This window comes from Pseudomonas sp. GW821-FHT09E04 (genome assembly GCF_059416185.1).
This window is the reverse complement of record NZ_JBWKOR010000003.1, coordinates 505,436-519,625: the sequence shown is the minus strand read 5'-3', so window position 1 is coordinate 519,625 and position 14,190 is coordinate 505,436. Positions and strand designations below refer to the sequence as shown.

Here is a 14,190-nt window from a genome sequence, read left to right as displayed (position 1 = left end):
CGCCGTCGATGATGCGATAGAAAGGTGAGTGGTTATGAACGCGATACTGGAAAACAAACCGGCCACGGCACCGGTCAAGAGTCGCCGGCGCTTTCCGACGGAACTGAGCATTTTCCTGGTGCTGATCGGCATCGGCCTGGTGTTCGAACTGTTCGGCTGGATCGTACGCGACCAGAGCTTTCTGATGAACTCCCAACGGCTGGTGCTGATGATTCTGCAAGTGTCGATCATCGGCCTGCTGGCGATTGGCGTGACCCAGGTGATCATCACCACCGGGATCGACCTGTCGTCGGGCTCGGTGCTCGCCTTGTCGGCGATGATCGCAGCCAGTCTGGCGCAGACATCGGATTTCGCCCGTGCGGTGTTCCCGTCACTGACCGATTTGCCGGTCTGGATTCCCGTGATTGCCGGGCTCGGTGTCGGGTTGCTGGCGGGGGCGATCAACGGCAGCATCATCGCTATCACCGGGATTCCGCCGTTCATTGCCACGCTGGGCATGATGGTTTCGGCCCGTGGCCTGGCGCGTTACTACACCGAAGGCCAGCCGGTGAGCATGCTCTCGGATTCCTACACGGCCATCGGCCACGGCGCGATGCCGGTGATCATCTTTCTGGTGGTGGCAGTGATCTTCCACATTGCGCTGCGCTACACCAAATACGGGAAATACACCTACGCCATCGGCGGCAACATGCAGGCGGCGCGTACGTCCGGTATCAACGTCAAGCGCCATCTGGTCATCGTCTACAGCATCGCCGGGTTGCTGGCGGGTTTGGCAGGCGTAGTGGCTTCGGCCCGAGCGGCCACCGGGCAGGCCGGGATGGGCATGTCCTATGAGCTGGATGCGATTGCTGCCGCGGTCATCGGTGGTACGAGCCTGGCAGGCGGGGTGGGGCGAATCACTGGCACGGTGATCGGCGCTCTGATTCTTGGGGTGATGGCCAGCGGTTTCACGTTCGTCGGGGTCGATGCCTACATTCAGGACATCATCAAGGGGCTGATCATCGTGGTCGCGGTGGTGATCGACCAATACCGCAACAAGCGCAAGCTCAAGCGCTGAAATTCATCGTCCTGGCCTGCTAAAGCGGGATGAGCGTCACACAAAAAAGCCGATCGGAGAGATCGGCTTTTTTGTGCCTGAGAAAACTGCTGAGGCGGCAAAGTCGTTCAGGGTTTCTTTTCTTCTACCCCATCCTTTGACCCGCTGGATGTTTGCGCACCCTTCTCTGTCTCGTGGGACTCTGCACCGGAGTTTGAACCCGAGGCCTCTTCACCTTTTTTGTTGGCCTTTTCTTCCTTGGATTCGGTGCCGCCCTGGTTGACTCCGGGAATACCGGTGGGCGGGACGGTGCTTCCCGCCATCGCAAGCGGTGCGGTGGCAGATAAAAGACTTCCAAGCATAAGGGCTGCAATGGTTCTGTTCATCGTCGGGGCTTCCGCGTCAGGTGGGCATACGTTGGAAGAGCAGAGGCGGGTAAGGTGCCCGTCGGGTGACGGGCGGAATCTCGTATCTATTCGTTCATGGATGCCCGCTATAGATGTGGCTCAGTATGAACAGCTCGATGATCGCCACAAAGACGCAGACCACGACAAATCCGCGGGTGAAGACTCTGCGAGGCTTTTGGCCGGACGTCTCGAAGCTGCCCAGGGCCGATAGCAGGTTTGAGAAAAACTCCAGTAACTCCGTCCGTGTCTGTCCTTCGCTCGGTGCTTGTGTTGCGCTGTGGTGCGGTTTATCTCAACGGTACAGAGGATTGCGGCCATGCTTCACGGCTCGCGCAGCTGGCTCCATTCAATCCCAAACCGTCCCAGATACTTTCTCAATCGGTCGGCATCATTGGGCTGCGCCTTCGCCTGTCGGGACACGCCGAACAAGCGCCTGCCAGCATCCGACAAGCTATCTGACTCTCTACACACTGCCAGTACGGCCTTCAATTGCAATCGGTCAAACAGGTCCATGCCTTCGGCATCTCCCGGTAAATCGTCCGTCACTCCTGTCGGATGCTTCAGCCCCCAGGCATAACGAAGTCGATCAATTTCTTCCTGCACTTGCGTTTCATCAATTCGGCCGCTGTCGGCCAGTGTTGCCATGCGTGTGATCGAGGCTGAAAGTTCGCGAAAGTTGCCTAGCCACGCCGCTTCGCGTGAACTGGCGAAGGCCAGATAGCGCCTGCGCGCTTCAAGGTTGAAACGTACCAGTTGACCGTGCTCGCGTGCGTGGCGCTCGAGCTCGAAATCGATGTTGGGTTCGATGTCTTCTCGACGGCCGGCCAGGCCGGGCAGATCAAATGTCCAAAGATTGATTCGTGCGTACAGGTCTTCCCGGAACAGGCCTTCGGCGACACGACTACGCAGGTCGCGGTGAGTGCCGGCAATGATCAGGAAGTCACTGTCGACTTCCTTGTCCGAGCCGAGCGGGAAGAAGCGCTTCTCTTCAATGGCCTTGAGCAGCATGGCTTGTTCGTCTGCGCCCAGTTCGCCGATTTCATCGAGAAACAGCATGCCGCCGTCGGCGGCGCGCAACAGGCCGTCGCGGGCATTCTGCGCGCCGGTGAAGGCGCCTTTGACGTGGCCGAACAGCGCGGACATCGCGCCGTCGCCGCGCAGGGTGGCGCAGTTCACTTCAACGAAGCGTCCTTGCATTTGATGGCGGCCGCGCTTGAGTTCGTAGATCCGTCGAGCGAGGAAGGATTTGCCGGCCCCGGTCGGGCCGATCAGCAACATCGGCGCTTTCGAGCGCACGGCGACGCGTTCGATCTGTTCGATGGAGCGGTTGAACGCGGCGTTGCGTGTGGCGATGCCGGATTTAAGAAACTCCAGGCCTTCGAGGCGCTTGTTGGTAAAGCGAGTGGCAATGCGATCGTAGCGCGACAGGTCGAGATCGATCAGCGCGTGAGTGCCGGTGGCCGGCTCATCTTCGCTCTTGCGGCGGGCGGGGGAGGTCTGGATCAGTCGTGCCGGCAGGTAGCGCGCCTCGGTCAGCAGGAACCAGCAGATCTGCGCCACATGGGTGCCGGTGGTGATGTGGACCAGATAGTCCTCGCGTTCGGTATCGAAGGTGTATTCGGTGGTGAAGTCATGCAGCGCGCCATAAACCTCTTCGAAATCCCACGGGTTGCGCAGCGTCATCGGGTGCAGGCAGACCTCGGTTTCGGGCGATACCTGGCGAATGTCTTCGCGAACTCGCTCGGCAAGGCTGGCGTCTCGGGCGTCTGTGCCGTGAATCAGTTCCAGTCGATGAATCAACACATCCGGCTGCTGGCACAGGCCCACGCTCGGGCGCCAGTGGTTCCAGCGATTGGCACCTTTACCCACGCGATCGAGGGTTGCTCCGATAAAACCGATGGCAACAGTGCGCTTGTTTTGCATGGCTATCTCAAAAGATAAAAGACGATATTCAATGATAGTGTTCTGCGAATCGGTTTGTCGTGCTTAACGTTATGAGATCATCGCAATAAAAATAAATATCTATATAAATCAAATAGTTAAATTATTTTCTGATGCTTTTTTCAAAGCTGGCACGGCGGCTGCAATACCTCTTGCAACGAACAGGACAACACAGCGAGACGCCACGATGGCCAATTTCAACCTCTTCAACACACAATCGAACAACCTGCCGGCGTGCGACACCTTGAATGCTTCTGGAGCGGCCGCCTATGCCTATACGCCCAAGCATCAATTGGCCCAGTTGGCAGTGACCGGTTGTCTGAACCAGACCTTTTACGCAACGGCTGAAAACCAGCTGGATCAGGTGTTGAAGCTGGTGGCTGAACTGGACAGCCGTTTTGTGGCCAACGCCGCAATATACGCCCGCCAAAAGGGCCATATGAAAGACATGCCGGCCTTGTTGTTGGCGGCGCTGACCGCCCAGCGTTCGGTGCTGGTACCGGAGGTGTTCGGAGGGATCGTCGACAGTGGCAAGATGCTGCGCAACTTCGTACAGATCCTGCGCAGTGGTGCCACGGGGCGCAAATCCCTCGGCTCGCAGCCCAAGCGGCTGGTGCAGAACTGGCTGAACAGCGCGACCGAGCGGCAACTGCTGCAAGCGTCGATCGGCAATCAGCCCTCGTTGGCGGACGTGGTGAAAATGGTTCATCCCAAGCCTTCCGAAGCCTGGCGCGAAGCATTCTTCGCTTGGCTGATCGGCAAACCGGTGGATGTGCAGGCATTGCCGGAACTGACCCGCGATCTGCTGGCGTTCCGCAGTGGTGCAAGTGATCAGGTACCAGAGGTGCCTTTTCAATTGCTCGGCAATGAAACCCTGAGCAAAGAGCAGTGGGCTGCTCAAGCGCGAAACATGGGCTGGCAGGGGCTTCGAATCAACCTCAACACCCTGGCGCGCCATGGTGCTTTTGAAGTGCCGGGTTGCACCGAATACGTGGCCGCACGCTTGGCGGATCCCGAAGCAGTCGCCAGGGCGCGGGTGTATCCGTACCAGTTGCTGACGGCGTATCGAATGATCGGTGATGACGTCCCGGCGCCGATACGCGAGGCGCTGCAAGATGCACTTGAGTTGTCGTTGAGCAATGTGCCGAAGATTGAAGGCGCGGTGGTGGTCTGCCCGGACGTCTCCGGCTCGATGGGCAGCCCGTTGACCGGATACCGGCAGGGCGCGACCACGGCGGTGCGCTGCATCGATGTGGCGGCGTTGATCGCGGCAGCGGTGTTGCGCAAGCAGCCGGCCGCGCGAGTGATGCCGTTCGAGGTCGACGTGGTGGATATCACGCTCAACCCGCGGGACAGTGTGATCAGCAATGCCGAAAAGCTTGCGGGCATTTTCGGTGGTGGAACCTGCTGTTCGGCGCCGCTGAAGAAGCTGGCGGACAGCAAGGCCAAAGTCGATACGTTGATCATGGTGTCGGACAACGAATCCTGGATCGATGCGCGACGTCGAGGAGCGAGTGAAACGATGCTGCAATGGGAGCGGATAAAGCGGCTCAACCCGCAAGCACGCCTGATCTGTATCGACCTGCAACCGGGTTGGGCGACACCGGCGGCGGATCGCGACGACATCCTGAATGTCGGCGGTTTCAGTGACGCGGTGTTTGATGTGATCGAGCAATTCACTGCCGGCCGGTACGGCCCGCAGCACTGGGTCGAAGCGATCGAACGTATGGAATGAAGCTGAATAATTGATTTGTCACGGGCACTGAATGCCGGTGGGACTACATCCAAGACGTCTCATCAAACCCTTGTCAGTGCGCGTGACGGCACGAATGCCGATGGCTGTACATCTGAGGCCGGCTAACCCCGGTGCGCGGCGACGCGCAACAGTCATCAACCTTTGTCGTGCCACCTTTTTCGAATTTGCCCGGCGAATGCCGGTGGAACTACAGGACGGCGTGGGGACGGGTTCGAATCCCGTCGACCGAAAGGTCGTAGCTCAGCGGTAGAGCGCGCTGCATGTTTCACCCAACCTTGTCGCCGAAGGCTGTGTAACCGCGCCGAATCATCGGCCAGACAATAAAGAATCGAGATGATGAAACAACACACTTACCAACTGCTGGAAGTTGCCAACGGCAAGCCGATCAAGCTTTGGACGGAAGGCGTTCCGGTGGAAAACGAAGCCCGCGAGCAACTGATGAATACGGCGAAGATGCCATTCATTTTCAAGCACCTCGCCGTGATGCCGGATGTCCACCTGGGCAAGGGATCGACCATCGGCAGCGTGATTCCTACGGTAGGCGCGATCATCCCGGCGGCGGTCGGAGTCGATATCGGATGCGGCATGATTGCTGCGCGAACTTCTCTGACTGCTGCTGATTTGCCGGACAACCTGCATGGCCTGCGCAGTGCCATCGAACAGGCGGTGCCCCATGGCCGCAGTTCGACCCGATCACGGCGGGACAAGGGCGCCTGGGACGAGATTCCGGTGCAGGCCGATCAGGCGTGGGCGGCGCTGCATCCACGGTTCAAGACAATCACCGACAAGTATCCGAAACTGGCCAACACCAACAACCGTGGGCATCTCGGAACATTGGGCAGCGGCAATCACTTCATCGAAGTGTGTCTGGATGAGGCGAATCGGGTCTGGTTCATGTTGCACAGCGGCTCGCGGGGTGTCGGCAACGCCATCGGCAACCTGTTTATCCTGATGGCACAGGCGGATATGCGTCAGCACATCGCCAACCTGCCGGACCGTGACCTGGCGTACTTCGAAGAAGGCAGCCAGCACTTTGATGATTACGTGGAGGCGGTGGGCTGGGCCCAGGACTTCGCCAAGCAGAATCGCGCGTTGATGATGCAGGCCGTGATTCAGGCCACGCGGCAGATTATCCGCAAGCCGTTCGAAGTGGCGCTGGAGGCGGTGAATTGCCATCACAACTACGTGCAGAAAGAACGGCATTTCGGCGAAGACATTCTGGTCACCCGCAAGGGCGCGGTATCGGCGAAGAAGGGCGAGTTGGGGATCATTCCCGGTTCGATGGGTGCCAAGAGCTTCATTGTGCGCGGTCTGGGCAACGAAGAATCGTTTTGCTCCTGCAGCCACGGTGCCGGTCGGACCATGAGCCGTACAAAGGCAAAAAACACCTTCACCGTTGAAGATCAGATTCGTGCCACCGCGCACGTTGAATGCCGCAAGGATGCTGCGGTGATCGATGAAATTCCGATGGCCTACAAGGACATCGACAAAGTCATGCACGCCCAGCGCGAGCTGGTGGAAGTGCTGCACACCTTGCGTCAGGTAGTGTGCGTCAAGGGATAGCGCGTGCCACGGCACGCTGGAACAAGGATTGAAAGACATGAAATTCGAAGAACGTCACCCGCTGTGCAGCGCCATGCGCGCCCGGGTGCGGGAAGAGCTGGCGCGCATAGAGCGCGAGCGTAATGTCACGGTGTTGTATGCCTGTGAATCGGGCAGTCGGGCCTGGGGATTCGCCTCGACCGACAGCGATTACGATGTGCGCTTTGTTTATGTGGAGAAGCCCGAGTGGTTCGTCCAGGTCGACGCGCCTCGGGACGTGATCGAACGGCCGCTGGATGATGAACTCGACGTGAGTGGCTGGGAGCTGCGCAAAACCCTCGGACTGTTGCGAAAGTCCAATCCGACCTTGCTGGAGTGGCTCGACTCACCGCTGGTGTACCGCAGCGAAACCGCGGCGGTCTCTCAACTGCGGGCACTTGCCGAGGCGTTTTACAGCCCGCCGGCCGCGCGTAATCACTACCTGTCGATGGCGAAGAAGAACTTCCGTGGTTATTTGCAGGGCGACAGCGTGAGGTTCAAAAAGTACTTCTACGTATTGCGGCCGCTGCTGGCCGTGCGCTGGATCGACCAGGGCCGTGGCCGGCCGCCGATGACGTTTGCCGATCTACTGAGCACCGTCGATGACCAAGCGTTGCTCGACGAAGTCGATGAACTGCTCGCGCTCAAGCGCAATGCCGATGAGAGCGCCTATGGTCCTCGTCGCCCGGCGCTGCATCGATTCATCGCCGCTGAACTTGAGCGCGAAGTACCGACATTGGCCAGAACCCGGGAAGACTCCGGTCAGCTCGATCGATACCTCAGAGAAACCGTCGGGTTGTACGCATAAGGAAGAAAATGAAACAGGACGTGATTGAACTGGACGGCGCTATTGGTGGCGGCCAGGTGTTGCGCAGTGCCTTGAGCCTGTCGATGGTGACGGGGCGGGCATTTCGCATCGAACGGATTCGTGCCAAACGTAGCCGACCGGGTTTGTTGCGCCAGCACCTGACCGCCGTGATGGCGGCGGCACAGGTCTGCGGTGCAAGGACTCAAGGCGCAGAGTTGGGGTCGCAAGCGTTGAGCTTCGAGCCCGGGCCGATTCGCGGCGGCGAGTACCGCTTTGCCATTGGTACCGCCGGCAGTTGCACACTGGTGTTGCAGACCTTGCTGCCCGCCTTATTGAGGGCGCCGCAAGCCAGTCGGATTTGGATCAGCGGTGGCACCCATAACCCATTGGCGCCACCGACCGATTTCCTCACCCGAAGCTGGTTGCCGTTGTTACGACGCATGGGCGCCGAGGTTGATCTGAAGCTGCTGCGTCATGGATTCGTTCCTGCGGGGGGCGGCGAAATCGAGGCTACGGTGCAGCCGTCGAAACTGTCAGCGTTGCATGTGTGCGATCGCGGCTCGCCGCTTTCACAAAAGGCGTTTGCGCTGACGGCAGGTCTCGCTTCGGACATCGCCAGACGTGAGCTTGACCGTGTGGCCCGGCGTTTGAATATGCCGCCAGCGGCGATGAACGCGATCAGTCTTGATCCGGAGTGCGGGCCGGGTAACGTGCTGTTGCTGGAATATGCGTTTGAACACGTCACGGAAGTATTCAGTGCGTTTGGCCAGGCTTCACTGCGCGCAGAGACCGTTGCGGACGTTGCGGTCAATCAGGCAGACGCTTGGTTGCGCAGTGGTGCGGCGGTGGCTGAGCACCTGGCCGATCAATTGTTGTTGCCGATGGCGCTAGCCGGAGCTGGTTCGTTTACGACGCCCGGGATGACCGAACATTTGCACAGTAACATCGCAGTGATCGAGCGCTTTCTGCCAGTCTCCATTGAATGTCGTGAAGAAAGCACCGATAGGTTGAGGATCGAAGTCAGCCCCCGAGACCAATAGGCGGCAAACTGCTGGCCCCCGAATGTTTCCGGCACCGGCAAACTCGCCTTTTTTCAAAAGGTTAGGCTGGCCCTATGCGGACGACTGTCATCACCGTTGCAACGCTTTCCCTGGCTCTCTTCGCGCTGGGCGCCCAGGCGAGGGAACTGAGCAAGAGCCATCGTTTTGCTTGTACCTGGGGTTCGGACATCGCAGCCGGCGCGCAGCAATCGAAGCTGTCGGGGATTTCCCTCTATGGCGCCCGCAAGCGCTTGCAGGTACGCAGGTTTCAGCAACCATGGATGCGCATGACTGCGATGGGCATCACCGAACAGACCTACAACAGTACCTCGCGCCTCAAGCCTGCAGCCGTCAAACAGACCTATTACGAACAATGCGTGAGACATGAACTGGCTCAGCGATAAACACTAAGCCCGACCTGAAGAGGTCGGGCTTTTTCATGTCCGGCGCAATGGCTGCATCACTTGTCGCTTTCGCAATTGACCATCCATGACACGCCAAAACGATCCACCAGCATGCCGAAACGCGCGGCCCAGAAGGTCGCTTCCAGTGGCATGTCTACTCGACCGTCTCTGGCCAGGGCATTGAAGACTCTTTCAGCCTCGGCGACGGTGTCGACGTTCAAGGACACCGAGCAACCGCTCATGCCCTGGGTCGGACGGTCGGGCGTGGTGTCCGATGCCATCAGCATCTGATCACCAACCTTCAGGCAGGTATGAATGATCAGATTGTGATGCTCTTTCGGAACATGCTCTGCGGCGGGCGTTTCGCCGAAAGTCATCATCGCTTCAAGCTTGCCTTGCAGGCATTGCTCGTAAAACGTGAAGGCCGCACGGCAATCGCCGTTGAAGATCAGGTACGGGTTGATTTTCATGGTGGTGCTCCCGAACAGGCAGTGAAACGCAGCGCGGCCGGGTGTGCCGAAGCTGCGTCATGGATTGACTCCATCCAGCAAAGCGTTAGATCGACGGATTGCCAGTCAGTGCTGCAATTATTTACGCCGGGATGACCGATGGTCTCTGTTTTCAGGAATCGCGCGCGCCTTGCAACAACGTTGCGCCTGCGACGCGTGCGGCGGGCTTGGTTTGCATCAATGCATCGATCGCCTTGCGATAGTTTTGTCCGCCAAGTGCCATGCTGTTGTTGTGCGTCCCGCCGGGTACCAGCAGCAATCGTTTGGGTTGGCTGGCGGCCGCGAACAGTTGCTCGCTGAAGCGTGACGGCACAAACGCATCGGCCAGGCCGTGCACGACCAGCAATGGCATATGGATGTCGGCAATCTTGTCGATGGAGTCGAACTTCTGCGACAACAGCCAGCGAACGGGCAGGGACGTGTTGGCCACCGCAGCGGCGACGTCGGCCAGTGAGGTAAAGGTGGACTCAATCACCAGACCCCGGACCGGCAGCGGTGTATGGTTTCTGGCGGCGTCCCGGCCCAGCTCGGCAGCCAGGTCGATGGCGACCGCACCACCGAGGGAATGTCCGTAGATCAGGCGTTTGCTCGGGTCGGGTTGAAGTTGCTGGAAGCGTTCCCAGGCCACCCGTGCATCCTCATAAACGGTGCTTTCTGACGGCAAGTCACCATGACTCTGACCAAAGCCTCGGTAATCGATGGCCAATACCGAATACCCCGCCGCGCGCAGCTGTTCGATGCGAAACAACTGCCCGGTCAGGTTCCAGCGCACGCCATGCAGATAAAGAATGGCCGGGGCATTGGCCCGTTCCGCCGGCCACCACCACGCATGAATGTTCTGCCCGGCCTTGAAGCTTTTGGGTTGCAGGTCAAGTTCCTGAACGCTGCCGGGCAAGCCGTGATACCAGCCGGCCGTGCCCGGTTCGATGCGAAACAGCAGCTTGCGTTCGGTGTGTTCCAGTACGGCGCAACTCGCCGGCAGACCGATGATCAGGGCGGCCATGCACGCAAACGCCAGGCGCCGGCGTCGAAGTCGGGTCATGAAGGCAAGGAACATTGAACGTTTCACCAGTGCGCGGACAAAGAAGGCTTTTTACCAGATGCCTCGGTCCGCGCGTGACATTTTCGACCGTCGTTCGCCTGCAATGATTACAAAACGATGCTGTGGCTCACGCCACGTTCAGCACGATCTTGCCGATGTGATCACCGGCTTCCATGTGCGCATGGGCCTGGGCCGCGTCGGTGAGCGGGTAGACCTTGTCGATGATCGGCAGGCAGCGCCCGGCGGCCAGTACCGGCCAGACGTGCTCGCGCAATTGATCGGCGATGGCAGCCTTTTCCGCAGAAGTGCGTGCGCGCAACAAGGAACCAGTGACCACGGCTCGTTTGCCGAGAATGGTCAGCAGATCGACATCGTTGGCACGGGCGCCGCCAAGAAAGCCGAGCATCACCACGCGGCCATCCATTGCCAGTGCGTTGAGGTTGGCGTTCAGATACGAGCCGCCCATGATGTCGAGAATCACATTGACGCCCTGGCCGTTGGTTTTCTCGGCGATGACGGCAGCGAAATCCTGCTCACGATAGTTGATCGGCTCACCGCCCAATTCACGGATGGCCTCACATTTATCGGTACTGCCGGCGGTGGCGAAGGCTTCGATACCAAACTCGCGGCACAGCATCAACGCGGTGGTGCCGATGCCACTGGTGCCACCGTGAATCAACACACGCTGCCCTCGAATCGCACCACCGAGACCGAACAGATTGGCCCATACCGTGAAAAAGGTTTCGGGGATTGCCGCAGCCTGAATCCAGTCCATCCCGTCGGGGATCGGCAGGGCCTGGCCCGCCGGAACCGTGCAGTATTCGGCATAACCGCCGCCATTGGTCAGCGCGCAAACCCTGTCGCCCACGGCAAAAGTGCTGACACCTGCACCCAGCGCCACGACTTCACCGGCCACCTCCAGACCGGGGATCGGGTTCATCCCGGGTCTCATCGGGTACTTGCCTGCACGTTGCAAGGCGTCCGGCCGATTGATGCCGGCGGCGTGCACGCGGATCAGCAGTTCGCCTTCTGTGGCGACCGGCAGCGGGACTCGTCTGGATTGCAGAACCTCGGGCCCGCCCGGTTCAGTGATTTCGATGCGGGTCATTTCAGTGGGCAACGTCATTTTCGATTCCTCTTAATACAAGTGATCAGTAGATGGGAGCGCACTCAGGGCGCAATGATTCCCGTCATTGGGCGCAGCAGCGTTGCTCGACGGAGGAGGGCAGCAGTTTTATGGCGTGCTCAAGTATCAGAGCGATCACAATGGCACCGCCGGCAATCACGAAGAGCAGCACGTGCTGTCCGCCCATGGCGTTGAACAGCGCCGAATAGGCGAATCCGGCCAGCGCCTGAAACGTGGCGAACGACACCGTGGCGCGGCTCCACGCCACCTGTTGGCGATGATGATCCGGCATCAGCTCATGCACCCGGGCCAACGCCAGCGGAACGATGCCCGGTGGAAACGAACCGAGCACTACCGCCAGCAGCGCCAACGCCAGGAACGAATGCGAAATGGCCAGCAAGCCAAGGGTGATCGCCTGGACCACCAGCACCAGACGAATGCCGGTTCGTGCGCCGAGATGATCGGCGAGAAAGCCATAACTCACCGGGCCGACGATGGCACCCAGACCGTACATGACCCAGATCAGCGCGCCGACGTGCGCCCCGGCGCCCAGTCCACGGGCGACGTAATCCACCAGAAAGACCATGGCCGGCACCAGCCCGGCGGCCATGAATGCGTACTGGGCAAACAGCAGATAAACAGCAGGCGGTGTCGGCTCGACCGGCTCCACCTGAGCCGTTGCGGTGGTTACATGGGGCAGCTCCGAGGGCCAGCCGAACCAGCTTAATGCCGTCAGCGCCAGCGACAGCACGCCCAATCCAAGCCAGGTCGCTTGCAGGCCCAGACTCAACAGCAGCGGAACGATCGTGCCCGAGCCGGCGATGCCCAGACCGATGCCGAGGAAAATCGCCCCACTGGCCAGGCCCTTGCGCGCGGCCGGTACATGGGGCAATACGGTCGAGGCAACCAGCACCATGATCGCGCCGCCCGCGATTCCGGACAGCAGACGCCAGCCGAAATACCAGCTCACCGACACGGGGTACGCACAGGCGAAAAACGCCACGGTCACCGCCAGCATCATCAGACGCAGAGCGTTTCTCTGGGTAAACCTGCGTGCCAGCGGGCGGCCGAGGAGGGCGCCGATCAGGTAACCGACCAGGTTGGCCGCGCCGAGATAGACCACATCATGGGCGGAAAACCACTGCGCCTGAATCAGCGAAGGGATCAGCGGCGTGTAGGCGAAACGCGCCAGACCGATGCTGACCAGGCTGGCGCAGAGTCCGGCGAAGATCGCCAGCCAAACACTCGTGTCCGGACGCTCGGGCAAAGTAGTTGAAGTGTGCATGACGGCAATCCTGTGAAAGGTTTATGGCGCCCAGCATATCGGCTATCTTTGCTGCGTTAATGCAGCGAGTTTACGTTATGGTGATGCGTTTATGCATCAGTGGAGAATGGTATGAACTGGGATGACGCGCGGGTGTTTCTTGCGGTCTGCCGCGAGTCGACATTGCGTGGCGCTGCGCGTGTACTGGGCGTGGATCAGGCGACGGTCGGGCGACGCATCACAGCACTGGAAAAGTCGCTGGGCGCGACCTTGTTTCTGCGCACCTCCGAGGGCTATGCACTGACGGCAGTCGGTGAAGCCGCGCTCAAGTCGGTGGAAAAAATGGAGCATTCGGCGCTGGAGCTGGAGCGGCGTATCCAGGGCCTGGACGATCGCCTGACCGGCAGTGTACGAATCAGCACCACCGATTCGCTGGCCATCGATTTCCTGATTCCGGCCATTGCGCAGTTGCACGAACAGCATCCGGACGTGCGCGTGCACCTGGACGCCTCCACGCAGATCCTCAGCCTGGCCAAACGTGAAGCGGACATCGCGGTGCGCAATACCCGCCCGGACAACCCGGACCTGATCGCCCGGCGCATCGCGCGCTGGCCGGTGGGGCTGTTTGCCTCGCAGAGCTATGTCGACAGCCATGGCGTGCCGGCGCCAGGCAGTGCGTTCGAGGGCCATGATCTGGTGGTGTACCAGCCGTATCTGCAAGGCAACAAAGACTTGACCCTGGTGACCGAACCCGTGACTCGCGGGCGTATCGTCGCCGGTCTGAGCTCCAGTCTGCTGGTACGACGCTCGATTGCCGCCGGACTGGGTGTAGGAGAAATCCCGGTCTACATGGGCGAACGCGACGGTCTGGTCAGGCTGTGGCCGGAGCGCACGCGTCCGTTGCCTTATGAAGTGTGGCTGGTGACCCACGCGGATTTGCGCCATACCGCGCGGGTCAGGGCGGTGATCGAGCAAATTGTCGAGGCGTTTGCGCTGGAGAATGAGTAGTCCTTGATGCTGTGTAGGACGGCTACATCAGCTGACGATCTTGCCTACAACAGCGCCAGAATCCGCTGGCTTGTGAGTTTTTTGGCCGGGTCCTATCGTTTCTCACACCCGGAGTGAGCAGGTGAAACCCTCCGAGGTGATCAATCCAGGGAAGTATTGATAAACGTCAGAGGTGCGGAATTGATTGCAAGGGAAGTCAGCCAATTTCAAGCAAGCGACATGGCCGGGCAAACGGATAGTACGGAGTCTATGACCTACATAACGCGAG

13 protein-coding genes are annotated in these 14,190 nt (G+C 59.8%); 7 read left to right on the top strand and 6 right to left on the bottom strand.

Annotated elements, in window-relative coordinates; translation table 11 throughout:
• The first annotated feature begins 34 nt into the window (after positions 1-34).
• Positions 35-1,057, top strand: coding sequence for an ABC transporter permease (locus tag AC07N4_RS13515; protein WP_007956055.1), 1,023 nt, complete (start codon positions 35-37; stop codon positions 1,055-1,057).
• 107 nt (positions 1,058-1,164) lie between these two features.
• On the opposite strand, the gene AC07N4_RS13510 is transcribed toward AC07N4_RS13515, so the two are convergent.
• Positions 1,165-1,422 carry a hypothetical protein gene (locus tag AC07N4_RS13510; RefSeq protein ID WP_493066661.1) on the bottom strand — a complete coding sequence of 86 codons (258 nt, stop codon included), beginning with the start codon at positions 1,420-1,422 and terminating at the stop codon, positions 1,165-1,167.
• A gap of 342 nt (positions 1,423-1,764) precedes the next feature.
• Complete coding sequence (gene rtcR, locus AC07N4_RS13505; RefSeq protein ID WP_493066662.1) at positions 1,765-3,366, bottom strand: RNA repair transcriptional activator RtcR; 1,602 nt, start codon at positions 3,364-3,366, stop codon at positions 1,765-1,767.
• A gap of 205 nt (positions 3,367-3,571) precedes the next feature.
• On the opposite strand from rtcR, the gene AC07N4_RS13500 reads away from it, so the two are divergent.
• From AC07N4_RS13500 to AC07N4_RS13480, 5 genes are all read left to right on the top strand, one after another.
• Entirely contained in the window at positions 3,572-5,119 is a 1,548-nt protein-coding gene (locus tag AC07N4_RS13500; RefSeq protein WP_493066663.1) for a vWA domain-containing protein, read from the top strand.
• 357 nt (positions 5,120-5,476) lie between these two features.
• Positions 5,477-6,703, top strand: a complete 1,227-nt coding sequence (locus AC07N4_RS13495; protein ID WP_493066664.1) for an RtcB family protein — start codon at positions 5,477-5,479, stop codon at positions 6,701-6,703.
• Positions 6,704-6,740: 37 nt separating this feature from the next.
• The gene (locus AC07N4_RS13490) at positions 6,741-7,529 is read left to right on the top strand and encodes a nucleotidyltransferase domain-containing protein (protein WP_273539318.1); all 789 of its coding nucleotides are present in this window, start codon (positions 6,741-6,743) and stop codon (positions 7,527-7,529) included.
• Between the two features lie 8 nt (positions 7,530-7,537).
• Positions 7,538-8,569 (top strand): RNA 3'-terminal phosphate cyclase, encoded by a 1,032-nt coding sequence (gene rtcA / locus AC07N4_RS13485; protein WP_493066665.1) that lies wholly within the window; start codon positions 7,538-7,540, stop codon positions 8,567-8,569.
• Between the two features lie 74 nt (positions 8,570-8,643).
• Complete coding sequence (locus tag AC07N4_RS13480; RefSeq protein WP_096821286.1) at positions 8,644-8,973, top strand: hypothetical protein; 330 nt, start codon at positions 8,644-8,646, stop codon at positions 8,971-8,973.
• 56 nt (positions 8,974-9,029) lie between these two features.
• Here AC07N4_RS13480 and AC07N4_RS13475 read toward each other — a convergent pair whose 3' ends face one another.
• The 4 genes from AC07N4_RS13475 to AC07N4_RS13460 all read right to left on the bottom strand — a co-directional run bounded on the left by AC07N4_RS13475 (position 9,030) and on the right by AC07N4_RS13460 (position 12,935).
• Positions 9,030-9,443: a VOC family protein gene (locus AC07N4_RS13475; protein WP_096821287.1), complete on the bottom strand. Its 414-nt coding sequence runs from the start codon at positions 9,441-9,443 to the stop codon at positions 9,030-9,032.
• 151 nt (positions 9,444-9,594) lie between these two features.
• On the bottom strand, positions 9,595-10,539 hold the full coding sequence (locus AC07N4_RS13470; protein WP_096821288.1) for an alpha/beta hydrolase: 945 nt from the start codon (positions 10,537-10,539) through the stop codon (positions 9,595-9,597).
• Between the two features lie 112 nt (positions 10,540-10,651).
• Complete coding sequence (locus AC07N4_RS13465; RefSeq protein ID WP_102621568.1) at positions 10,652-11,650, bottom strand: NAD(P)H-quinone oxidoreductase; 999 nt, start codon at positions 11,648-11,650, stop codon at positions 10,652-10,654.
• 64 nt (positions 11,651-11,714) lie between these two features.
• Positions 11,715-12,935 carry a YbfB/YjiJ family MFS transporter gene (locus AC07N4_RS13460; RefSeq protein ID WP_493066666.1) on the bottom strand — a complete coding sequence of 407 codons (1,221 nt, stop codon included), beginning with the start codon at positions 12,933-12,935 and terminating at the stop codon, positions 11,715-11,717.
• Positions 12,936-13,046: 111 nt separating this feature from the next.
• Between AC07N4_RS13460 and AC07N4_RS13455 the strand changes: the two genes are divergently transcribed.
• Positions 13,047-13,922 (top strand): LysR family transcriptional regulator, encoded by an 876-nt coding sequence (locus tag AC07N4_RS13455; protein ID WP_493066667.1) that lies wholly within the window; start codon positions 13,047-13,049, stop codon positions 13,920-13,922.
• Positions 13,923-14,190 lie beyond the last annotated feature (268 nt).